The sequence below is a fragment of the Neobacillus sp. DHD-1R genome, assembly GCF_057747995.1.
The window spans coordinates 3,603,014-3,626,591 of sequence record NZ_CM173232.1; the positions used below are offsets into that span (position 1 = coordinate 3,603,014).

The following is a 23,578-nucleotide window of genomic DNA, read 5'->3' on the forward strand; positions in this document are numbered from 1 at the left end:
GTAATTTTTTCCATAAAAAAAGGATGACCCATTGTTTTGAGACATCCACATTTCGGTTAATTGATTAAATTTCTTCACAATGTTGATCGAATTCTTGTTGTAGCTTTGAGACAACTGTCGCAGGATCGAAGCCTTCAATTTGATGTCTTTCAATCATAGAAACAATTTTACCGTCTTTTAATAGGGCAAAAGATGGTGAGGATGGTGGATAGCCAGTAAAATAGCTTCTAGCTGTTTCCGTTGCTTCCTTATCCTGACCAGCAAATACGGTAACAAGATGGTCTGGACGTTTATCATTATGAAGTGCATGGGCTGCTGCAGGTCTTGCAATGCCACCAGCGCAACCACAAACAGAATTAATCATTACTAAAGTAGTCCCCTTTTGTGCAAGAGCATCTTCTACATCTGCTGGTGTTTTCAGTTCTTTATACCCTGCAGACGCGATTTCTTGACGTGCTTGGTTAACCACATCATTCATGAAAAAATTAAAATTCATACTCATTATTTAAAAACCACTCCTTATCTACTGTATATAACTACATCATAACAGTTACAATATGTTTTTTCCAAATGAAAAGAACGCCAAAGTAAAAAGAAAACTGCCATTAAAATGGCAGCTCAATCTTTAGTGATGGATAAGAACTGCTGGAATAATGTTTCGACTGCTGTGGCCACAGTCTTTTCGCCTGAAATGACTTCATTTTCCAGTTTAGGGAGCGCCATTTTTACCCCTTTGTGGTGGTAAAAATGATATTGAAGCTGATCTGTAATCATAGAATATAGCCACTCTCTAGCTTGACTTTTTCTCCTTTCGCTAAAGATACCAGTTGTATCTCCAACCTCTTCAAACGATTGAATCATCCTCCAGATTTCACTGATTCCCTCATGTGTGACGGAAGAGCAAGTATAGGCCCGCGTTGTCCAGCCTTTTGTAGCTGGCTGTAAAAAGTGGAGAATACGATTATATTCTTGTTTTGTTTGTTCAGCCCTCTGTTTATTTTCTCCATCTGCTTTATGAACGATGATGGCATCGGCTAGTTCCATAATCCCTTTCTTCATTCCCTGCAGTTCATCACCCGCTCCCGTTAGGACCAGCAGCATGAAAAAATCGACCATATCCCGGATAATCACTTCACTTTGCCCTACCCCGACGGTTTCAATTAAAATGACATCAAAACCTGCAGCTTCACAAATTAGCATTGCTTCTCTTGTTTTGCGATGTACCCCGCCAAGTTTCCCTGCTGTAGGTGATGGACGGATGAAGGCGTTTGTGTTTTTTGATAATTGTTCCATCCTTGTTTTGTCACCTAGAATACTACCCCCACTTATCTTAGAGCTTGGATCAATCGCTAACACCGCTACTCGATGTCCTAAGCTGCAGAGGTACATACCAAAGGCCTCAATAAAGGTACTCTTACCGGCACCAGGAACACCGGTAATGCCAATCCGTACCGATTTACCGGTATGTTGGAGGAGCTTTTGCAACAGCTGCTGAGCCTTTTCAAAATGATGCTCTGCGTTGCTTTCAATTAGTGTTATCGCTCGTGCTAGATGGCTCCTCTCACCATTTATGACACCTTCATAAAGATCATCTATTGACGGTTCCAAGGACCTGCGTTTTTGAAAACGGATATTCTTTTCAATCAAACCTCCCTGACCTTCAAGCTCGTGCCCCTTTCTTACTAAACTTGAAAAACTATCGGGGTTATTCGGGTCACTCCATTCCGGTTTTTGATCCGTGTCCATTTATTGCGCCACTTCCTCATAACCGAGTTTTAAATAAATCTCCTTTATTACCTTCTGGGCTGCCACTGGAATAATGGTTCCCGGTCCAAAAATCGCCGCTGCCCCGTGATCAAATAAAAATTGATAATCCTGCGCAGGAATAACGCCCCCAATGACGACTAAGATATCTTCCCTGTCCAGCTTTTTCAATTCCGCTACTAATTGTGGTAATAATGTTTTGTGACCTGCCGCTAGCGAACTCATTCCCACTACATGAACATCGTTTTCAACTGCCTGAATGGCTGTTTCTTCTGGCGTTTGGAACAATGGGCTAATATCAACATCAAACCCTAAATCCGCAAAGGCTGTGGCAATGATTTTTGCCCCACGATCATGACCGTCCTGTCCCATTTTTGCTACTAAAATTCTCGGCCTTCTTCCTTCATTTTCAAGGAATTCATCCGACATTTTTTTCACTTCAAGAATTTCTTCTTCATTGCTGAAGGCTGAACTATAGACACCACTAATGGAACGAATTACCGCTTTATGTCTGCTTGCCACCCTCTCAATTGCATCGGAAATTTCACCAAGTGTAGCCCGCACTCTTGCCGCCTTGACGGCAAGCTCTAATAGGTTCTGTTCACCTGTTTCTGCAGCTCTTGTTAAAGTCTGTAGTGCTTCTTCTACTTTTGTGTCATCTCTGCCAGCTTTTAAGACAGTTAATTTTTCGAGTTGTTTTAAGCGGACAGCCGTATTATCAATATCTAGTATATCAATGGCTTCTTCTTTTTCTAATCGGTAACGATTAACACCAATAATTGTTTCCTTACCAGAATCAATCTGTGCCTGACGTCGGGCAGCTGCCTCTTCAATTCTCATTTTTGGCAGACCTGTTTCAATCGCTTTGGCCATTCCTCCAAGCTCTTCAATCTCCTCAATATGTGTCCAAGCTCTTTTTACTAACTCATCTGTCAGTTTTTCTACATAGTAGGAACCAGCCCATGGGTCAATTACTTTTGTAATTTGTGTTTCCTCTTGTAGAAATAATTGGGTGTTACGAGCGATCCGAGCCGAAAAATCAGTTGGCAAGGCTATTGCTTCATCTAAAGCATTTGTATGGAGTGATTGGGTATGTCCCATTGCCGCAGCATGGGCTTCAATTAATGTACGAGTCACATTATTATATGGATCCTGCTCAGTTAAACTCCAGCCAGACGTTTGTGAATGAGTCCGTAAGGCCAATGACTTTTCATTTTTGGGATTAAAGGATTTCATCATCTTTGCCCAAATCAATCTTGCTGCCCGCATTTTGGCGACTTCCATGAAATAATTCATGCCGATTGCCCAGAAAAATGATAGCCTTGGTGCAAACGAGTCAACCTCAATACCGGCTTTAAGACCCGTCCGTACGTATTCCAAGCCATCTGCCAGTGTGTAGGCTAGTTCTAAATCGGCTGGTGCCCCTGCCTCTTGCATATGATAACCAGATATACTAATACTGTTAAACTTTGGCATATATTTGGATGTATATTCAAAGATATCGGCAATAATCTTCATCGACATATCTGGTGGATAAATGTACGTATTACGGACCATATATTCTTTTAAAATGTCATTTTGAATCGTTCCTGAAAGTTTCTCTTGGCTTACCCCTTGTTCTTCAGCCGTCACTATGAAAAAAGCCAGGATTGGCAAAACGGCACCGTTCATGGTCATGGATACCGACATTTGATCCAAAGGTATTCCATCAAAAAGTGTTTTCATATCTAGGATAGAGTCAATAGCAACACCAGCTTTACCAACATCCCCAACGACTCGCGGATGATCGGAGTCATAGCCGCGGTGAGTAGCTAAGTCAAATGCAACCGATAATCCTTTCTGTCCCATCGCAAGATTGCGGCGGTAAAATGCATTGCTTTCCTCCGCTGTTGAAAAGCCTGCGTATTGTCTGACCGTCCATGGACGATTCACATACATCGTCGGGTATGGTCCTCTTGTAAAAGGCGGCAGACCTGGCAGATCATCAAGATGTTCTAATCCTTCCCGATCCTCTTTTGTATAAATGGGCTTGAGAAGAATTTGCTCGTTCGTCGCGAACAATATATCATCGATCGAAGTTTCAATTTCTTGTTGCACCTTTTCCTGCCACTCTTCTTTTGTAAGAAACTTAGGGGCAGTAAACAATGAGCTTTGTTGAAAATTAGGCCTTTGTTTTTTCATTCCTAGTCACCTTCATTTCATTAAGGATGCTTGAAAGAGTTTCATAGCAATTCGTCCGTACATGAATAAACTGCTTAATTCCTTCATTCTTCCACTGTGCTTGATTTTCCTTGTCGGGAAGACCAGCTAAGTAAAAAGACTGTTCCGGAAATTCCACTTTTAAAGCGCTTAGAATTTCATGACCGACCACTTCGTATTGGTCATTAGTTCCGCACAGACAGTAGTAGGAAATAGGCGTTTCTAAAATAAATTGTTTAGCCTGTTCAAAGGTTAGAATCGGCATACTTTGGACTGTTTTCAAACCACCTGCTGCAAGAAAGCCTTTCATGAAATCAAGCCTTGCTTTATGCTGCTTTAATTCCCCTAGACAAATCATTCCAACCGATGGGACAGAGCCTGTTTTTTCTTCAAGCTGTCTTGCCTTACGGCGCAATTCTTCAAACGGTTCCGTTAGCCTCCGTGCGGGGATGGCTTCTATTTTTAATGAAAAATTAATCTTATCAGCAATAATTGAATTCGTATTTCTGAGGAGGGGATTAGGTTCGGGTTCTTCTAAATGAGCATAGACATTGGTGCCAATCATACTTTGCTTTCTTGTCTGAATATCAAGTTTCTTTTTCTCATAAACTGCTGCGATTTCCTGCTGCAGCCAATTGGATTTTAAAACTTCCAGAATACCGCCCTGAGCTTCGATTTGCTGAAAGAATTTCCAGGCCTTTTCCGCCAGTTCGTTTGTTAATGCTTCGACGTACCATGACCCTCCAGCAGGATCAATCACTTTTTTCAGGTGTGCCTCTTCTTTTAACAGCATTTGTGTATTTCTAGCTATTCTCTCTGAAGATGGAGTCGTGCCAGTGAGATGATTAAAAGGAGTTACATGCAAATATTGAATCCCCCCAATAACAGCGGCAAATGCTTCATTTCCTGCTCGAAGAAGATTGACATGTGGATCCTGGATGGTTTTAGTAAAAGTAGAGGTTTCAGCAGAAATGATCAGCCCACGAGCTCTAGGACTTGCTCCATACAACTCAGTTACTCGATTCCAGAGTACCCTGGCTGCTCGAAGTTTCGCAATTTCCATGAAAAAATTACTGCCAATCGAAAATTGGCAAACGATTTTTGCTAAAATTTGTTCAAGTTCCATTTCACCGTCTTGCAGCATATCAAGATAATAGACCCCTTCGGCAATAGCAATTCCAAGTTCTTGCACAGCATTGGCTCCACCATTGTGATATGGGACCGTATCAAGTAAAATCGTTCGTAAGTTTGGTACCTTTTTATTTGCTAGGTTAATATTCTTAATCCACTCCTGCAACATTTCATGGGAAACATTCCCCTCCCCAGCAAAAAGGGCAATAGGGTCAGAAGCAATATAACCGCTGATTTTTTCACCTGTATCATCTTGGTCTGCTGCTATTTTTGTTATTACGTTAAGAAATGATGCATGCCACTCTTTTGCATTAATGGCTAATGGATAGTTATGGTTGAGTCCAGTTAATATGGTTGAAAGGTCTTCATTTATTTCAAACAATACCGGCGATATCTCAAAGGAGATGGCTGATTGCCCTTTTTCATGTGCTTCTAAAAGTTTGCCTTTCAATTCCTCCGATGTTTGGTATGTTAAACGCTGTGCCACCTTCCATTCATTCGTGATATATCCGAGCGGTTCTACCCCTCTCCTAAAATCGGAACCTCCTGAAAAATCTGGAACAGGCTGCTCATTTTGGCGGATATAAAGCGGTTTCAAAATAATGTTTTCATATGTAGTGCTATTTAATGACTCTATCGTTTTCCCTTTTAAAGAGGCTTCTGCTTTTTCTTGCCAATCTTCTGGTGTCTTTCGTGGAAAAGATTGATTTTTTATTTTTTCCATCTCCCTATCCCCTTTCTTTCCGAATTGAAATAAAATTCAATTTATTCTACTCGTTTCTATTTTATGGTACAAATACAAATGAAGCAATAAGAAAAGCAGAAGCGCCCTGGTCAGCGGCGTATGGCCTGGAGCGCTCCAACTGAGATAAAGGAAACACGAAGAGCCGGAGGCGATTCGATGTTGACTTATCGTAGGGCGGAGAGCGAAGGACACTAGCCGCTAGGGCGCTGGAGCTAGACAATTCTCAAATATTTTTATACTTTCCTATCTTATGAAAACAAATAACCGCTGCCCTAAAACATGGCAGCGGTTATTTTAGTTTAGTATATTGATGTTGTAGATTTTGAGGTATTTTCAAGGATTTCTTTCACACGTTGTAAGAAGCGGCCGCAAATGAGGCCGTCCAATACTCTGTGATCCAGCGACAGACAGAGATTCACCATATCCCTGACCGCAATCATGTTATTGTTCATGACCACTGGTCTCTTGACGATGGACTCCACCTGAAGGATTGCCGCTTGCGGGTAATTAATGATCCCCATGGATTGGACTGAGCCAAAGGAACCGGTATTGTTCACGGTAAATGTTCCACCCTGCATATCTTCTGACTTTAACTTACCAGACCTCACTTTTATAGCCAATTCAGTGATTTCGCGGGCAATTCCTTTAATCGTTTTCTCATCAGCATTTTTAATGACAGGCACGAAAAGGGCATCATCGGTAGCAACAGCAATAGAAATGTTAATGTCTTTCTTCTGAATGATTTTATCTCCCGCCCACATCGAATTAATCTGGGGGTATTCTTTTAATGCTTGAGCAACAGCCTTTACGAAGAACGAGAAGAAAGTTAGATTGAAGCCTTCTTTTTTCTTAAATTCGTCTTTAAGACTATTTCGATATTCCACCAAATTGGTGACGTCCACTTCAATCATGGTCCAGGCATGCGGGGCCTCATGTTTACTGCGAAGCATATTAGCCGCAATCGCTTTACGTACACCAGTAACGGGAATCTCAATGTCACCAGCAGCAACCGGGACATTTACAGCCGGTACAGCTTGACGTTCTACAGAAACTGACTGATTTACTTCTTGTTTAGGAGCAGAAGGCTCATTTGTTGATTCCAGCTTTTGTCCTGGGATCGGTATATTTCCAGACTCGATTAATTGTAATAGATCTTTTCTTGTAATCCTTCCACCTGCACCGGTGCCTGACACCTGGGTTAAATCAATGCCATGTTCTTGTGAGATTTTTAAAACAGCTGGCGAATAACGAGCTTTATTTCTTTGGGAATTTTCAACTGAAGCCTCAGTATTACTTGAGATAGTAGCTTGCGTTTTTTCTTCCACAGCCGTCTCCTCAGACCCACTGTCTTCCAATTCAATGATACAAATCATTTCTCCGACCGCTAAGGTATCCCCTTCCTCCGCAATCAACTCTTTTATCACACCGGAAAAGGAGGATGGGACTTCTGCGTTCACTTTATCTGTCATGACCTCGGCAAGAGGATCGTATTTATTTACTTTATCGCCTTCAGAAACTAACCATTTACTAATGGTACCCTCAGTCACACTCTCACCTAACTGAGGCATTTTAATTTTTTCGATTGTCACTAATTAAACCTCCTATTATCTAGCGTCTGCTTTACAATTTAGTATTCAGCGAGTTCACGCATTGCTTTTTCGACTTTATCAGGGTTCATCATAAAGTATTTTTCCATCGTAGGAGCATACGGCATGGCCGGTACATCTGGTCCAGCTAGACGTTTAATAGGAGCATCTAATTCAAATAGACAATTCTCAGCAATAATGGCTGAGACTTCACTGATAATACTTCCTTCTTTGTTAGCTTCTGTTACAAGTAAAACTTTACCTGTTTTCGATGCAGCTTCAATGATCGCCTCTTTATCAAGTGGGTACACAGTTCGTAAATCAAGAATATGTGCTGAAATTCCATCACTAGCTAATTTTTCTGCAGCTTGAAGGGCAAAATGAACACATAGTCCATACGTGATGACCGTAATATCATCACCTTCACGCTTCACATCAGCTTTTCCAATCGGCAAGGTGTAATCTTCGGTTGGAACTTCTCCTTTAATTAACCGGTATGCCCGTTTATGCTCAAAAAATAGAACTGGATCATTATCACGAATCGCTGCTTTTAATAGCCCTTTCGCATCATAAGGGGTAGAAGGCATGACAATTTTCAATCCAGGCTGATTGGCAAATACCGATTCCACAGATTGGGAATGGTAAAGGGCGCCGTGGACACCACCGCCATATGGCGCACGAATAACGATTGGACAGCTCCAGTCATTATTCGAACGATAGCGAATTTTGGCTGCTTCCGAGATAATTTGGTTTACAGCGGGCATAATAAAATCAGCAAATTGCATTTCAGCAATAGGCCGCATGCCGTACATAGCTGCACCAATTCCTACCCCTGCGATAGCTGATTCGGCAAGGGGTGTGTCAATGACTCGTTCTTCGCCAAATTGTTCATACAAGCCTTGTGTCGCTTTAAAAACGCCACCTTTAACTCCTACATCTTCACCGAGGACAAAAACTTTTGAATCTCTTTCCATTTCCTCGCGAATGGCCATTGTTATTGAATCAATATATGAAATAATCGCCATGTAACATCCCCCTTACTTATCCGTGTCCGCATAAACATATTTCAACGCTTCTTCTGGTTCAGCGTATGGAGCATTTTCAGCGTAATCCGTCGCTTCATTCACCTGTTTCATCACCCGGTCGTTGATTTCTTTTTCCAAGTCATCATTCAAAACGCCGGTTTCCTTTAAATAAGCGCCGAATGTAATAATCGGATCTTTTGTTTTGGCTTTTGCCACCTCATCCGGTGCACGGTAGGAACGATCGTCGTCATCAGAAGAATGTGGTGTCAGACGGTATGAAACGGTTTCGACTAATGTTGGGCCTTCACCACGTCGACCACGGTCTGCAGCTTCCTTCACAGCATAATAAACTTCTAATGGATCATTACCATCAACCGTAATTCCTGGCATCCCATAACCAATTGCCCGGTCCGAAACCTTTTCACAAGCTAATTGTTTTTCAATTGGTACTGATATAGCGTATTGGTTATTTTCACACATAAATATCACGGGGAGTTTATGGACACCAGCAAAGTTGGCCCCCTCATGGAAATCACCTTGATTGGATGAACCTTCTCCAAAGGTTACAAATGTCACAAGATCTTTTCTTTCCATTTTTCCTGCCAGTGCAATTCCAACTGCATGAGGCACTTGTGTCGTTACAGGACTAGAACCAGTTACAATCCGATTCTTCTTTTGACCAAAGTGTCCTGGCATTTGTCTGCCGCCAGAGTTTGGATCCTCAGCTTTTGCAAATCCTGAAAGCATAAGTTCCTTTGGTGTCATACCAAATGTTAACACGACACCCATATCACGATAATAGGGAAGCACATAGTCCTTTTCACGATCAAGCGCAAACGCTGCTCCTACTTGTGCGGCTTCCTGACCTTGACATGAAATAACGAATGGTATTTTCCCTGCCCGATTTAATAACCACATCCGCTCATCAATTCGTCGGGCTAATAGCATCGTTTCATACATTTCTAATACTTTTCCGTCGCTTAAACCTAAAGCTATATGACGATTTTCTGTCATTAATTTCTTACCTCCCATTTATTCGCTTCAAATCCATCTATGAATGAATCGCTTTCCCGTCAACTGCTAGTGCAGCTTCTCCTATGGCCTCTGTTAAAGTGGGATGTGGGTGAATGGTATGGGCAATCTCCCATGGCGATGCATCTAATACCATCGCAAGCCCAGCCTCTGTAATCATGTCCGTTACATGCGGACCAATCATATGCACCCCTAGAATATCATTGGTAACCTCGTCAGCCACAATTTTAACAAAACCATCTGATTCACCAAAAACTAATGCTTTCCCAATAGCCCGGAAAGAAAATTTTCCTATTTTTACTTTATGACCTTTTTCTATTGCCTGTTCCTCAGTAATACCCACACTTGCAACCTCTGGGTTACTGTAAATACATTTTGATACCAAGTTATAATCCATGGGTGACGGTTTATCCCCTGCAATATGTTCGACAGCAATAATTCCCTCGTGTGAGGCTACATGGGCTAACTGCAACCCGCCGATGACATCTCCAATTGCATAAATATGGGATTCCTTTGTTTGAAAACATTCATTTGTTACAATAAAACCTTTTTCCGCCTGAATGTCTGTATTTTCAAGCCCAATCCCCTCTATGTTAGCCTGGCGTCCAACTGACACCAAGAGTTTTTCTGCTTTAAATTCTTTCAGAACGCCCTTCACTTCAGCAGAAATAACAACCCCTTGTTCCTTTACGATTGTTTCTGGAAGGACTTTTGCACTTGTTACAATTTTAATACCTTTTTTCTTTAATAAACGCTGCATCTCTTTTGAAATTTCTCTATCCTCTGTTGGAATAATACGGTCTGCGTATTCAATAACTGTAACCTCTACCCCAAAATCGGCTAGCATGGATGCCCATTCTATCCCAATGACACCACCGCCAACGATGAGAATGGAACTTGGTACCGATTCAAGCTGTAAGGCTTCATCGGAAGACATCACATACTCACCGTCAATTTCAAGGCCAGGCAGTGTCCTTGGTCTTGAACCGGTCGCCACAATGACATTTTTCGGCAGAAGCATTTCATTTTCAGTCCCATTGTTCATTTCAACTGAAATCGTTCCGGGCATGGGTGAAAAAATGGACGGACCAAGAATACGGCCAAGCCCTTCAAACACATCAATCTTTCCTTGCTTCATTAAATGCTGGACACCTTTATGTAGTTGGTCAATAATTTTATTTTTTCTTGCTTGTACTATACCAAAATCCAACGAAACTTCGCTAGTGATAACCCCAAAGTCCTCACTATGTTTGGTTGTGGCATAAACCTCTGCACTTCTAAGTAATGCTTTACTAGGTATACACCCTTTATGAAGGCACGTCCCACCCAATTTCCCTTTTTCAACAATTGCAGTTTTTAAGCCAAGCTGCGAGGCGCGAATAGCAGCCACATAGCCCCCTGTTCCACCGCCGAGAATGACCAAATCGTATTCTTGTGCCACTTATGTTTCCTCCCCATTACCTTTAAATTTTTGCAGTGGTAAAATTCCCTGGATATACCTTTACTTCTTCTTCATCACGTAAAACACGAAGGGCTCCTTCAGCCAATGCTTGAAGTTCATTTTCACCAGGATGAACAATTACGTCAGCAATCCAATTAATCCTATCGGTGATAGATTTCACAAATCCTTCACCATAAGCAAGGCCTCCAGTTAATACAATAGCATCCACTTTACCAGAAAAAACAGTACTTGCGCCACCAATTTCTTTTGCAACCTGATAAGCCATTGCTTCGTAAACTAATTTTGCCTGTTGGTCTCCTGCTGCGATTCTTTGTTCCACCTCTACCGCATCATTTGTACCAAGGTAGCCGACGAGTCCCCCTTGGCCAACCAGTCTTTTCATAATTTCATCTCTATAATGCTCACCTGAAAAACAAAGGGCAATTAAATCACCGGCAGGCACAGTTCCTGCTCGCTCTGGACTAAATGGCCCATCACCGTGTAAACCGTTGTTCACATCGACGACCTTCCCTTGTCTGTGGACGCCGACTGTAATCCCTCCACCCATATGGGTAACAATTAAGTTCAATTCATTATAATTTTTCCCTAATTCCTTTGCGACTCTTCTCGCAACAGCTTTTTGATTTAAGGCATGGAAGATACTCTTTCTTTCAATTAAGGAGAAGCCTGAGATTCTGGCTACAGGGTCTAGCTCATCGACAACAACTGGGTCAACAATGAAGGCAGGGATATTAAGTCCTGAGGCAATCTCATAGGCTATGATCCCGCCAAGATTTGATGCATGCTGACCAGCATAACCAACACGTAAATCCTTCAGCATCAAATCATTGACACCATATGTACCTCCTTCAATGGGACGAAGTAAACCTCCTCTACCACAAATCGCTGATAATTTGGAAATATTTATTCCTTCATTATCCAGTGTAGCCAAAATTGTATCTTTTCTAAATTCATATTGATCAATAATATTTGCAAACGAATTTAGTTTTGCCGCTTCATGACGGATCGTTTTTTCAAAAATGGAAATTTCATTATCGAAGACTCCAATTTTGGTGGATGTTGAGCCTGGATTGATGATAAGCATCCGATATTCTTTAACTGGCAACGTCCTAACCTCCATTTAACAAAAACGTCTAATGAAAGGCAAATGCGCTGAATCTAAATTCAGCGCTCTGCCTTATTACATTTTAATTACTACAGTATGTCTTACATTCAGTGTAATTTAATTCATCGCTTATCTTGAAATTCGATGACTTAGAATGTGGTGGCCATTTTGCAGGAATTGACTTCTTGAATTACGAATTCGTTCAATTCTTTCTTCTGCCATCCGATCTGCTGCAACATAGGTTGGGATGCCATCGCGTTTTGAGATCTCAATTACTTTTTCAATGGTTGTATAAAGTTGCTCCACCTTTTTCATTGCCCGTTCTTGGTTATATCCATAAAGCTCATCTGCAACATTGATAACACCACCAGCATTTATTACATAATCCGGAGCATAAACAATGCCCATTTCATGAATAATATCTCCATGACGAGTATCTTTTAATTGGTTATTTGCTGAACCAGCAATCACTCTAGCTTTTAATTGGGGAATGGTTTCATCATTGATGGTTGCTCCTAGTGCACATGGAGCGTAAATATCACATTCGACACCGTAAATTTCATCTGGATCGATTGCGAGGGCACCAAAATCTTCTACAGCACGATTTACAGCCTCTCTATTAATATCTGTGACAATCAAACGTGCGCCCTCTTCATGCAAATATTGGCATAAGGTATAAGCAACATTACCAACACCTTGAACAGCCACTACTTTTCCTTCAAGGGAGTCTGTGCCAAACGCCTCCTTCGCCGCCGCTTTCATTCCGCGGTAAACCCCGTAAGCTGTGACTGGCGACGGATTACCTGATGAACCAAAGGCAGGGGATATGCCTGTAACGAAATCTGTTTCTTCATGAATTAAATCCATATCTGCAACAGTTGTCCCTACATCTTCTGCTGTAATATATCTGCCATTGAGCCCTTGGACATAGCGGCCAAATGCACGAAATAATTCTTCACTTTTATCTTTGCGAGGATCGCCAATAATGACGGTTTTCCCACCACCAAGGTTTAACCCTGCTGCTGCATTTTTATATGTCATCCCTTTAGCAAGGCGCAGAGCATCTTCGATGGCAGCCTCTTCTGAAGCATACGTCCACATCCGAGTACCGCCTAATGCAGGTCCAAGTGTTGTATCATGAATAGCGATAATAGCTTTTAACCCTGACTGCTTATCTTGACAAAAAACTAGTTGTTCATAGTCGTATTTTTCTAAGTACTTGAAAATTTCCATGTGATTCTTCCTCCTCGAATGGCGAATATCTATTTTTTAACACAGCATAACGCTAACACAAGTGAATAAAGTTTACTTTCAGCTGAATCGGATCGTGATGTCAGCACAATTGGTGCCTTTGCTCCAGCAATCACAGCACCAACCTTTGCTTTAGCAAAGTAAATTAACGATTTATATAATACATTCCCTACCTCAATGGTAGGTACCAGTAAAATATCTGCTTTCCCAGCAACTTCACTGGTAATACCTTTGTGTTTAGCTGCAAGAGCTGAAACGGCATTATCCAGACCAAGTGGTCCATCCACGATGCAGCCGGAAATTTGACCGCGCTTATTCATCATTGTTAATGACGCCGCATCCACAGTAGCCTGCATGGCTGGATTTACTACCTCAACAGCAGCTATTGGGGCAACTTTCGGTCTATCAATTCCAACAGACTTAGCGAGTGATACAGCATTACTAATTATTTGTGCCTTTTGTTCAAGATTTGGTGCAATATTTATCGCCGCATCTGTTACAATAATAAATTGATCGTAGCCAGGAATCTCAAAAAAAGCTGAATGAGATAAAACATTCCCAGTTCTAAGACCATATTCCTTATTCAAGACTTCCTTTAAAAGGATATTAGTTGGAACATTGCCTTTCATTAATACGTGTGCCTCTTTATTAGAAACAGCCTTAACTGCCAACTCTGCTGCAGATGTCAGTGAATTGACTTGAATTATTTTTAGTTTATTCTGCTTCAGCTGTTCCGGTTTTTTCATTTCTATCAGTGAAGTAATTTTTTCTTGATCACCGTACAAAATAAAGTGAGCAAGATTTCGTTCTACTGCATCCATTACAGCTTCAATGACTTCAGCATCGTCTGCCGCAGCAACTGCTACCGTATGGATACCATCATGGGTTGCTTTGTCCATCAGTGAATCTAGCAACAAGTTGTCATCAACCCTCTCTCCTCTAAATGCAACTCCCATATATTAATATGCAACTTTTGTGCCAAAACACTTTTTATGAAAACGCTTTATTTCTTATACTTTAATCTGCAATTTTTTTCATTGTGAGCAATTTATTGCATGCTATTTTTTTCAAGATTATATTTATCGAGTTTGTAATATAGATTTCTAACTGACAAACCTAACGTTTTAGCGGTTAACGTTTTATTTCCATTTAAGCGTGAAAGGGTTTGCTGAATAATTTTCCCTTCGTATTCATCTACCATATCAGACAAAGATTTTTCAACAGTAAAAATCCCATTCTCTTTTAGACCAAATGAGTCCTTTGGCAATTTTTTATTGATCAATTCAGGTAGATGGTGAAGGTCAATCAACGGTTCGTTATAATTCATAAAGATAATAGCTCTGCCGAGAATATTTTCTAATTCACGTACATTTCCCGGCCAGTTGTACTCCATTAACTGTAGTAATGCTGCTTGAGTAATTCCTTCAACATTCCGTCCATAATCACGATTTATTTTTTCAATCAGCCTCTCCGATAAAACAGGAATCTCTTCTTTACGATTTCTTAATGGTGGTATATGGATAGGCATACGATTTAAACGGTAATATAAGTCTTCCCTAAAGGAACTATTGGCAATACCCTTTTCCAAATTAACGTTGGTAGCAGCAATGACTCGGACATTTATATTAAGAGGTTTTGTGCCGCCAACCCGAATGATTTCGTTCTCTTGCAGAACTCTTAGCAGTTTTGCCTGGGTATTAGCTGGCAGTTCACCAATTTCGTCTAGAAAAATACTTCCGTTATTCGCTTCTTCAAAGTAACCACGTTTCCCTCCCCGCATAGCTCCAGAAAAGGCCCCTTCTTCATAACCAAATAATTCACTTTCTAACAATGTTTCAGAGATGGCAGCACAATTGACGCGAATAAATTTATTGTATTTTCGATCACTTGCATTATGTATAGCGTGAGCAAATAACTCTTTCCCTGTGCCAGATTCACCTCGGAGTAAGATAGTAGCAGGTGTTTTAGCTCCTAGCTTTGCCTGTTCAATTGCCAGCATCATTTCTTCAGATTGGGCAATTATATCTTCAAATGTGTATTTTGCTTCTAGCGTTCGGATAATTTGCCTAGCTCGGTTTAATTCTCTACTTAATGATTTCATTTCTGACATGTCATGAATTACACCAACACTACCCTTTAATTTCCCTTTAACGATGATGGGTGCGACATTTACAATTACTTCTCTTTTGTTTGGTCCTACTCTCATAGGCACCCCACGAACAGCTCTTCTTGTTTGAAGCACCCTCATATGCGTGCTTTCACCCTCAGAAATGTCAGCTGTAGCCGGTTGTCCAATCACCTGCTCTTGAGTAAGCCCCGTAATCCGTGTATAGGCAGGATTAATTAGAATTCCCCTCCCATTCTCATCTACAACAGAAATGGCGTCATCACTGGAATGAATAATCGCTTGAAGCATGGTTTGAATTTCCTTTAAATCGGTTATTTCCTCTGCTAAATTAACCACTTCAGTAATATCTTTAAAGACTGCAAAGGCTCCAATTAATGTGCCATTTTCTTCAATAATGGGTATTCGAGTTGTAATAATTTTCCGATCATTCCCCAGCACCATTTCCTGGTTTGCTTCTATTCTCCTAGTTGCTAGAATAATGGGAAGCCTGCTGGTTGGGATAACTTCTAAGACTTGTTTTCCAATCGCATTCTCTTTTTTTACTGACATAATTTCTTCAGCACGCTTATTAAACAAGATCACTTTTCCGTGATCATCTATAACTACCATTCCATCATTTGTCGCGTTAAAGATGAGTTCCTGCTGGTAAGACTCATTTCTATGTTTTACAATAAGCTCTTCCTTTTCCTCCATTAGCTTCGATAATAAAAAGGCTACACTTCCTGGAATTAACACAGTTTTCTTATTTTTAGCATTTCTTATTTCTTGAAAAACAGTTTCATTCCCCGTTACTTCAATAACGATGTCAATATCTTCAGTAAGAAATGCCTGCCAACTTGTCCCCGTTTTAATTCCCTCTTCCCGTGCTAACAAAATTCCTGGTGCGTCCAAATTCCGATCAATAACTACATTGACCTTAAGCACTTCTGTCTCTTTTAATATTTTTAAGATTGCCGTTCCACCTTTACCAGCGCCAACAATCATAATGTTTTGCATCGGTATTGCCCCTTTTTAAATAATGAAATTTTTTTCATTCTATTCGCAAAACAACCTGCAATATTATTCATGTTTAATTTTACAACGAAACACAATTCTTGACAATTTTCATCTATGTAATAATATTTTCTTGAGATATAATCTAGATAGGATATTAATTAAAACTTGAAATCGGAAGGATTTATTTATGATACGTATTATTGCCCTCATTATTTTAGTAATTCCCGGTGCTTTAGCTGCTTTGGGTATTAAATTAATGCGAGATATGACATTTGGCATTCTCCAAGCACCTTTTCCTAATTTATGGCTGCAATTTCTAGTCGGATTGATTTTTTTCATCGTGGGCCTAGGATTTGTGGCAGGTTTTATTTTTCACCGCGACCGTAAAAGAAATAAAGTTCAAAGTAAATATAAATAAGAAAAGCGGAAGCACCCTGTTCAGCGGCGTATGGCCTGGAGCGCTCCAACTGAGATAAAGGAAACACGAAGAGCCGGAGGCGATTCGATGTTGACTTATCGTAGGGCGGAGAGCGAAGGACACTAGCCGCTAGGGTGCTGGAGCTGGACAAAATGAAAGAGGCCGTTAATTTATGGCCTCTTTTCATATTGTTTCCTAATCCTGATTGCCTTAACGGGGTCGTCAGTAATAATGGCTGTGCAATTCATTTTAAAAAATCGGTGCATGTCATCGTCTTTATTAACCGTATATGGGCGAACAGCTATTCCATTTTCCAGTGTGTTTAGGATGATATTATCAGACATTGATGAGTGCTTTGGGTGAATCCCCTGAGCTCGAATGGATTGGGCATAGACCCAGGGCATATAAATACTTTCAATAAATAACGGTGCCGTTTCAATTTCAGGAGCAATTCTGTAGCTGTAGACAATACTATAATGATTAAATGAGGAAATAATTACTCTGTCCATTAAACCATACTTACGAATAAGTTGTATGACCTTTTCTTCCATTCCTTCATATGGAATAAGTCCATTTTTTAGTTCAATATTACAGATTAACTTGTTGGTTTTCATCCATTCGAGAACTTCTGTCAAAGATGGGATCGGCTCTTTTTTTATTCCCTTTTTATTCGCATTTAATTTTCTGATCTCTTTATATAAAAAATCCTTAACGAACCCATTTCCTGACGTAGTTCGATCCACTTTTTCATCGTGGATAACGACTATTTCGCCATCTTTTGTCAATTGAACATCAAGCTCAATTCCGTCAGCGCCTGCCTTTTCAGCTTCGAAAAAGGCGCCCATTGTGTTTTCAGCAAAAGATGCAGAGTAACCCCGGTGTGCAAAAATTTGCGTCATATCCTTCACTTCCCAGCATGGGTATTTTTTTTATTATATGTCTCAAAGAAAAAGAAAGTGGATGTCTCAAAAAAAAGGGTCAGACCCGTTTGAGACATCCACTGTTACATTTATTGGTTGTTTCAAGAAGCCTTGTGCTCAAGCCGTAATTTATCTGCAACCATGGCAATGAATTCACTGTTTGTAGGCTTTGCTTTAGACATACTTACTGTATAACCAAAAAGAGAAGAAATAGAATCGATATTTCCACGACTCCAAGCGACTTCGATAGCATGGCGAATGGCACGCTCAACACGGCTGGCTGTCGTGTTATATTTTTTCGCAATGTCAGGGTATAGAACCTTTGTAATCGAACCTAAAAGCTCGATATCGTTGTATACCATTGAAATCGCCTCGCGCAAATAAAGATACCCTTTAATGTGCGCAGGCACACCAATTTCGTGAATAATACTTGTAATACTTGCATCTAAATTTTTAGGTTTTTGCTCAGATTGGGAACGATAGCTTGTTGAAGGAGTCTTTCGTGTAAACGTATTGCTATTACCGCTAACCTGACGAATGTGATTCCCTAAATTTTCCATATCAAACGGTTTCAGAATAAAATACGAAGCACCAAGTTCAACGGCTTTTTTGGTTACATCTTCTTGTCCAAAAGCTGTCAGCATAATAACATTGGGAAGCGATCCTTTTTTAAGGTCACGCAGCCGTTCAAGTACAGCCAAACCATCTAGATGCGGCATGATAATATCCAATACAAGAACATCAGGGTCCGCTGTTGCTAACATATCTAAGCAATCCTGGCCATTATGGGCAATGCCGATTACTTCCATATCATCCTGGGACGAAATATAGTCCTCTAATAATCCTACAAGTTCCCTATTATCATCAACGACACAAACTTTAATCTTTTTCAATTACTGTTCCTCCTCATGTGTTCCCATCTCTATTTTAATTTAAACTTTCGTATCATCAATTATCTCTTAATTATATTCTAAATTAGAAATTCGACAATGCAACAAAAATTCCTCTGATTTTTTTAATATTTCTTAAAATAGTGATAAAATCTTATCTTTTCTTTATTTTCCTTCTTTTTTCGACGAAAATCGCACTTTTCCCATTATATAGAGGACTTTTGTCGAATAATTATTATGTAAAAAAAGCAAAACAGGTCATTTCACCTATTTTGCTTAAAGAGGCGGCTAGAGCGCATCCGCATTTGTTATTGTCTAATTCCAGCACCCAGCGGCTAATGTACGCCGCTAAACAGGTGCTTCTGCTTTTCGGTTTAGCTTGCCTTGTTCTGTGGTGTTTCGTATATATTAATTCCAGCTTCATTTAGCATCCATTCAATATGAACTCCATAGCCTGATGTAGGATCATTGACAAAGACATGGGTAACGGCTCCGACAAGCTTACCATCTTGAATAATCGGACTTCCACTCATTCCTTGTACAATTCCTCCTGTCTTTTCAAGAAGCTTAGGATCGGTTACTTTTATAACCATGCCTTTGGTAGCTGGAAACTTTTGCGGGATTGTGCTAACAATTTCTATATCAAATTCTTCTACTTGATCGTTACTGACCACTGTTAAAATTTTCGCAGGTCCTTCTTTTACCTGATGGGATAAGGCGATTGGAAGTGGTTTATCCAAAACACCATTTTTTAATTCTTTATTTAATTCTCCAAAAATCCCAAACGGGCTATTCTTTTGAATATTTCCAACGATTTCACGGTCTGAAGAAAAGCGAGCGAGCTTTTCACCAGGATCCCCATTACTTCCTTTTTCAATTGAGGTTACGGTAGAACGGACAATTTGACCATCTTCGACGACTATAGGTTTTTTTGTATCCATGTCTGATATGACATGTCCGAGGGCACCATATTTTTTAGATTGTGGGTGAACAAATGTCATGGTCCCAATTCCTGCGGCAGAATCTCTAATATATAAACCAAGCTTGAAAGTGTTTTCTCCTTTATCTTTCAAAGGAGTAAGTTTTGTTGAAAATTTTCCGCTTTCTCGACTTATTACCATATCGAGAGCTTTACCATCTTGGCCTGCAGTTTGGACAAAGGGAGCAACGTCCGTCATTTTTTCTATTTTATTTCCATTAATTTCAGTAATAATGTCTCCAATTTTAATTCCTGCAATTTCTCCTGGAGATTTTTTCCCATTTTCAGTGTTGATTAGATGGTGACCAACCACTAAAACACCGACAGTATTTAACTTAACACCAATTGATTGACCGCCAGGTACGACTCGAAAATCTTTTAAAACACGTACATCGACCTTTTTTATTGGAATCCCAGCATATTCTAACAGCATTTCACTTTTACCATTCTCTTTTGCGTTAACGGATACTGTATGCTTTCCCTGATTAAGTGTGATACTCGAATTGTGAGAAGATAATGTGGCTGATACCGGTGCAGCCTTTTGAAATGTATAATCCTGTCCTTCGAAAACTGTAATTGATTTTGGTATTGAAAGGTACTTTTGTAAAGGCTGAAAAAAAATAAGGCTAATTAATGAAACAAGGAGAATTCCACCAATAATCTTTCTAATTATTTCTAACTTCACATTCTTCACTCTCCTCGCTTCTTTTCACTACATTTAAAAATGGCTACATCTTTAATTTTGCCTCCTTGACAATCATTTATAACTTGGTTCAACATAAAAAAGCTACCCAATTTGGATAGCATTTCAATTTTCTTTAGTTTTTACTGCTAATTGCAATAATTCCTCTGCATGTTTTTTGGTTAAATCAGTGATTTCTGTCCCAGAGATCATTCGACCTATTTCTTTAATTTTGTCTTCCAAATTCAATGGAGTGACAGAGGTTTTGGTTCTTCCGCCTTTAATAATCTTGGCAATATACAAGTGTGTGTCAGCCATCGCAGCTACTTGAGGTAAGTGGGAAATGCATAAAACCTGTGAACCAAAGGCCACTTTATATATCTTTTCACCAATTGACTGAGCGACTCTTCCACTTACACCAGTATCCACCTCATCAAAAATTATCGACGTAACTCCTTGGTGCTTGGAAAAAATACTCTTTAAAGCCAGCATGATCCTAGACAATTCTCCTCCGGAGGCGACTCTTGACAAAGGTTTTAAAGGCTCTCCAGGGTTGGTTGAAATATAAAACTCAACATGGTCAACACCTGATTTTGAAAAATGTTGAAGATCTGATTCAATCCGTATTTCAAAAATCGTTTTGGCCATATAAAGTTCTTTTAACTCTTTATGGATTAATTTTGTTAACTTTTCGGCCCATTTATGACGGAGTTCTGTTAATTGTTTAGCTTCAAGGGTTAAATCTTTTTTAATCGAAGTTAATTCTTTTTCAAGTTCTTCGATATGTGTTTCTTTATTTTGCAGCGTTTCAATTTCTTCTTCAATTTTTGCAGCATACTCAACGATTTCTTCAATCGTTTTGCCATATTTTCGTTTAAGCTGGTTAATTTCATTTAACCGATCTTCAATTTCATTTAATCTTTGAGGGTCAAACTCTAAAAGATCCAATTCATTTCGTAATGAACGTGAGGCATCCTCTAATTGATAAAAACTATTGGAAACGGAATCAGCTATTTCCTTAAAGTTTGAATCTAAGGCTGCAGCATCTTCGAGGTAGCCCATTACCATCCCAATCCAATCCAAGCCCTTCTGTTCGCCTTGTAAGGCCGTATATCCCGATTGAATCGCTTCAAAAACCCGTTCAAAGTTCCCTAATTTCCGTCTTTCCTCCGAAAGCTCTTCGTCTTCATGGGGTTTTAAATTAGCGTTTTGGATTTCATCAAATTGAAATTGAATTAAATCAAGGCGATGAGCTGTTTGTTGATCATTTTCAGTTAATAATTTGAGTTTATGTAGTGTATGCTCATATCGACGAAATACTTGAGAATATTCATTTTGTGAAGGTAGAATCTCTTCTGCCCCAAATTGATCAAGTAATGGCAGGTGTCTCGTTTCATCCATCAACTCTTGATGTTCATGTTGTCCATGAATATCGACAAGTGTGGCACCGATTTCTCGAAGTGTTGAAATCGTCACTAGTTTTCCGTTTATCCGACAAACACTTTTCCCCGTTCGAGCAATATCACGGCGCAGTACAACCATACCTTCTTCTATATCTATGCCAAATTCTAATGCCTTCATCATAATCGGATGATTCGGATCATCAAGGAGAAATAAACCTTCAATTTCTGCTTTTTCTTCACCGTGACGGACAAATTCCGCCGATCCTCGACCGCCAACCAGTAAATGGATGGCATCAATAATGATCGATTTACCTGCACCTGTCTCCCCAGTTAATACTGTTAATCCTTTTTCAAACGAAATGGATAAGGCTTCAATAATGGCAAAATTTTTAATTGATAATTCTGCTAACAAGGAACTCTCCCCCAATTTAAAGCATATCAAGGAACCTATTGGTGATTACTTCTGTGTCTTCCGGTGTCCGACAAATAATTAACATTGTATCATCACCGCAAATTGTTCCTAATATCTCTTCCCAATCAAGATTGTCGATTAACGCTCCAATGGCCATAGCGTTACCAGGCAAACACTTCATGACTAATAAATGACCTGCAGAATCAATCCTTACAAACGCATCAATTAGTGATCTTTTTAGCTTTTGTAATGGATTAAATCGTTGGTCTGCCGGAAGACTGTATTTATATCGGCCATCTGTTAAGGGTACTTTAACAAGATGTAATTCTTTAATGTCGCGTGACACTGTCGCTTGAGTAACATTATAGCCAGCACTTTTTAATTCATCCACTAATTCATCCTGTGTCTCGATATCATTGCTAGCTATAATTTCCCTTATTTTAATATGTCGTTGACCTTTATTCATTTTTTCACCTCATAAAATAGAAAACATTAGAGTATAGTATACTAAAATGTCGTATCTATCCATATGTTAGCCCATTTTTACAGAAATGTACATTTTTTTATTTATAAAAATACAGTTTTATACATAAAGAAGGATAGGCATCGCCTATCCTTCCGTTTGTTTTGTATGAAATTCATTGTGTGATTCTTTTACAATATCAGCTGGCAGAACAGGCAATTGATTGATCCCCACTTCCCGTTCTCCTTCCCATTTCAGGTGAAGTAAGTATTCTATGTTGCCATCTCCACCAGTAATTGGAGAAAAGGACAAGTTGGTGACTGTATATCCTTGCTGAATAGAAAAATGAATAATTTTTTCAATTACCTGCAAATGGACCTTCCCATCACGGACAATCCCCTTTTTCCCAACCTGCTCACGTCCAGCCTCAAATTGAGGCTTAACAAGGGCAATAATATCACTGCCGGGAATGAGTAGGGTTTTTACCACAGGCAATATTAATGTTAGAGAGATAAACGATACATCAATCGAAGCAAAGTTTGGCATTTCTCCTTTAAGATCGGAGGGAGTAACATAACGAAAATTGGTTCTTTCCATGACCACGACGCGTTCGTCCTGCCTTAATTTCCAAGCTAGTTGATTGTAACCAACGTCGAGAGCATAGGACATTTTCGCCCCATTCTGCAAAGCGCAATCCGTGAATCCTCCCGTTGAAGCCCCAATATCTAATAACACCTTGCCTGATACATTTACATCAAACACCTTTAAAGCCTTTTCAAGTTTTAATCCGCCTCTGCTGACATACGGAAGCACTTTCCCTTTTACATTTAGAGGGATATCCGTATTGACTTTCTCACCTGGCTTATCCATACGCTCTTCATTCGTATAGACAATTCCAGCCATAACGGCCCTTTTCGCTTTTTCTCGAGTCTCAAATAGACCCCTTTCCACCAGTAAAACGTCTAACCGCTCTTTATTTTTCATGTC

At 39.9% G+C, this 23,578-nt stretch carries 19 protein-coding genes; 1 reads left to right on the plus strand and 18 read right to left on the minus strand.

The features are described 5' to 3' along the window. Nucleotides 1–64: 64 nt before the first annotated feature. The 12 genes from AC3ANL_RS17725 to AC3ANL_RS17780 all read right to left on the minus strand — a co-directional run bounded on the left by AC3ANL_RS17725 (nt 65) and on the right by AC3ANL_RS17780 (nt 16,424). Nucleotides 65–502: a BrxA/BrxB family bacilliredoxin gene (locus tag AC3ANL_RS17725; RefSeq protein WP_488325719.1), complete on the minus strand. Its 438-nt coding sequence runs from the start codon at nt 500–502 to the stop codon at nt 65–67. 116 nt (nt 503–618) lie between these two features. Next, complete coding sequence (meaB, locus tag AC3ANL_RS17730) at nt 619–1,746, minus strand: methylmalonyl Co-A mutase-associated GTPase MeaB (RefSeq protein ID WP_488325720.1); 1,128 nt, start codon at nt 1,744–1,746, stop codon at nt 619–621. Continuing rightward, a complete protein-coding gene (scpA, locus tag AC3ANL_RS17735) occupies nt 1,747–3,945 on the minus strand; it encodes a methylmalonyl-CoA mutase (RefSeq protein WP_488325721.1) in 2,199 nt (732 codons plus the stop codon). Beyond that, complete coding sequence (locus AC3ANL_RS17740; RefSeq protein WP_488325722.1) at nt 3,926–5,818, minus strand: methylmalonyl-CoA mutase subunit beta; 1,893 nt, start codon at nt 5,816–5,818, stop codon at nt 3,926–3,928. The genes scpA and AC3ANL_RS17740 overlap by 20 nt, the downstream gene beginning before the upstream one ends. 320 nt (nt 5,819–6,138) lie before the next feature. Then, nucleotides 6,139–7,428: a dihydrolipoamide acetyltransferase family protein gene (locus AC3ANL_RS17745; protein WP_488325723.1), complete on the minus strand. Its 1,290-nt coding sequence runs from the start codon at nt 7,426–7,428 to the stop codon at nt 6,139–6,141. Nucleotides 7,429–7,466: 38 nt separating this feature from the next. Continuing rightward, a complete protein-coding gene (locus tag AC3ANL_RS17750; RefSeq protein ID WP_488325724.1) occupies nt 7,467–8,450 on the minus strand; it encodes an alpha-ketoacid dehydrogenase subunit beta in 984 nt (327 codons plus the stop codon). Nucleotides 8,451–8,462: 12 nt separating this feature from the next. Next, entirely contained in the window at nt 8,463–9,464 is a 1,002-nt protein-coding gene (locus AC3ANL_RS17755) for a thiamine pyrophosphate-dependent dehydrogenase E1 component subunit alpha (RefSeq protein ID WP_488325725.1), read from the minus strand. Between the two features lie 37 nt (nt 9,465–9,501). Further along, nucleotides 9,502–10,923, minus strand: a complete 1,422-nt coding sequence (gene lpdA, locus AC3ANL_RS17760; protein ID WP_488325726.1) for a dihydrolipoyl dehydrogenase — start codon at nt 10,921–10,923, stop codon at nt 9,502–9,504. Between the two features lie 22 nt (nt 10,924–10,945). Further along, on the minus strand, nt 10,946–12,064 hold the full coding sequence (gene buk / locus AC3ANL_RS17765; RefSeq protein ID WP_488325727.1) for a butyrate kinase: 1,119 nt from the start codon (nt 12,062–12,064) through the stop codon (nt 10,946–10,948). A 114-nt stretch (nt 12,065–12,178) separates the two neighbouring features. Next, on the minus strand, nt 12,179–13,282 hold the full coding sequence (bcd, locus tag AC3ANL_RS17770) for a branched-chain amino acid dehydrogenase (RefSeq protein ID WP_488325728.1): 1,104 nt from the start codon (nt 13,280–13,282) through the stop codon (nt 12,179–12,181). Between the two features lie 29 nt (nt 13,283–13,311). Then, nucleotides 13,312–14,217: a phosphate butyryltransferase gene (gene yqiS / locus AC3ANL_RS17775; RefSeq protein WP_488325729.1), complete on the minus strand. Its 906-nt coding sequence runs from the start codon at nt 14,215–14,217 to the stop codon at nt 13,312–13,314. A gap of 131 nt (nt 14,218–14,348) precedes the next feature. Then, entirely contained in the window at nt 14,349–16,424 is a 2,076-nt protein-coding gene (locus AC3ANL_RS17780) for a sigma 54-interacting transcriptional regulator (RefSeq protein WP_488325730.1), read from the minus strand. Nucleotides 16,425–16,611: 187 nt separating this feature from the next. Between AC3ANL_RS17780 and AC3ANL_RS17785 the strand changes: the two genes are divergently transcribed. Continuing rightward, nucleotides 16,612–16,842, plus strand: coding sequence for a DUF2627 domain-containing protein (locus AC3ANL_RS17785; protein WP_488325731.1), 231 nt, complete (start codon nt 16,612–16,614; stop codon nt 16,840–16,842). Between the two features lie 170 nt (nt 16,843–17,012). Here the strand turns inward: AC3ANL_RS17785 and AC3ANL_RS17790 are convergent, their stop codons facing one another. The 6 genes from AC3ANL_RS17790 to AC3ANL_RS17815 form a co-directional block, all read right to left on the minus strand. Then, nucleotides 17,013–17,741: a glycerophosphodiester phosphodiesterase gene (locus AC3ANL_RS17790; protein WP_488325732.1), complete on the minus strand. Its 729-nt coding sequence runs from the start codon at nt 17,739–17,741 to the stop codon at nt 17,013–17,015. Nucleotides 17,742–17,863: 122 nt separating this feature from the next. Further along, a complete protein-coding gene (gene spo0A, locus AC3ANL_RS17795) occupies nt 17,864–18,655 on the minus strand; it encodes a sporulation transcription factor Spo0A (protein ID WP_488325733.1) in 792 nt (263 codons plus the stop codon). Between the two features lie 371 nt (nt 18,656–19,026). Further along, nucleotides 19,027–20,316 (minus strand): SpoIVB peptidase, encoded by a 1,290-nt coding sequence (spoIVB, locus tag AC3ANL_RS17800; protein ID WP_488325734.1) that lies wholly within the window; start codon nt 20,314–20,316, stop codon nt 19,027–19,029. A gap of 123 nt (nt 20,317–20,439) precedes the next feature. Further along, entirely contained in the window at nt 20,440–22,128 is a 1,689-nt protein-coding gene (recN, locus tag AC3ANL_RS17805; RefSeq protein WP_488325735.1) for a DNA repair protein RecN, read from the minus strand. 16 nt (nt 22,129–22,144) lie between these two features. Next, entirely contained in the window at nt 22,145–22,594 is a 450-nt protein-coding gene (gene ahrC, locus AC3ANL_RS17810) for a transcriptional regulator AhrC/ArgR (protein WP_488325736.1), read from the minus strand. Nucleotides 22,595–22,738: 144 nt separating this feature from the next. Then, nucleotides 22,739–23,575 carry a TlyA family RNA methyltransferase gene (locus AC3ANL_RS17815; protein WP_488325737.1) on the minus strand — a complete coding sequence of 279 codons (837 nt, stop codon included), beginning with the start codon at nt 23,573–23,575 and terminating at the stop codon, nt 22,739–22,741. Nucleotides 23,576–23,578 lie beyond the last annotated feature (3 nt).

What these genes read in the sequence shown, in the direction of transcription:
- buk (WP_488325727.1), bottom strand. Translation starts at nt 12,064, where the DNA reads ATGGAGGTTAGGACGTTGCCAGTTAAAGAATATCGGATGCTTATCATC.
- AC3ANL_RS17780 (WP_488325730.1), bottom strand. Translation starts at nt 16,424, where the DNA reads ATGCAAAACATTATGATTGTTGGCGCTGGTAAAGGTGGAACGGCAATC.
- AC3ANL_RS17740 (WP_488325722.1), bottom strand. Translation starts at nt 5,818, where the DNA reads ATGGAAAAAATAAAAAATCAATCTTTTCCACGAAAGACACCAGAAGAT.
- bcd (WP_488325728.1), bottom strand. Translation starts at nt 13,282, where the DNA reads ATGGAAATTTTCAAGTACTTAGAAAAATACGACTATGAACAACTAGTT.
- meaB (WP_488325720.1), bottom strand. Translation starts at nt 1,746, where the DNA reads ATGGACACGGATCAAAAACCGGAATGGAGTGACCCGAATAACCCCGAT.
- scpA (WP_488325721.1), bottom strand. Translation starts at nt 3,945, where the DNA reads ATGAAAAAACAAAGGCCTAATTTTCAACAAAGCTCATTGTTTACTGCC.
- AC3ANL_RS17785 (WP_488325731.1), top strand. Translation starts at nt 16,612, where the DNA reads ATGATACGTATTATTGCCCTCATTATTTTAGTAATTCCCGGTGCTTTA.
- AC3ANL_RS17815 (WP_488325737.1), bottom strand. Translation starts at nt 23,575, where the DNA reads ATGAAAAATAAAGAGCGGTTAGACGTTTTACTGGTGGAAAGGGGTCTA.
- ahrC (WP_488325736.1), bottom strand. Translation starts at nt 22,594, where the DNA reads ATGAATAAAGGTCAACGACATATTAAAATAAGGGAAATTATAGCTAGC.
- AC3ANL_RS17725 (WP_488325719.1), bottom strand. Translation starts at nt 502, where the DNA reads ATGAGTATGAATTTTAATTTTTTCATGAATGATGTGGTTAACCAAGCA.
- AC3ANL_RS17750 (WP_488325724.1), bottom strand. Translation starts at nt 8,450, where the DNA reads ATGGCGATTATTTCATATATTGATTCAATAACAATGGCCATTCGCGAG.
- AC3ANL_RS17790 (WP_488325732.1), bottom strand. Translation starts at nt 17,741, where the DNA reads ATGACGCAAATTTTTGCACACCGGGGTTACTCTGCATCTTTTGCTGAA.
- AC3ANL_RS17755 (WP_488325725.1), bottom strand. Translation starts at nt 9,464, where the DNA reads ATGACAGAAAATCGTCATATAGCTTTAGGTTTAAGCGACGGAAAAGTA.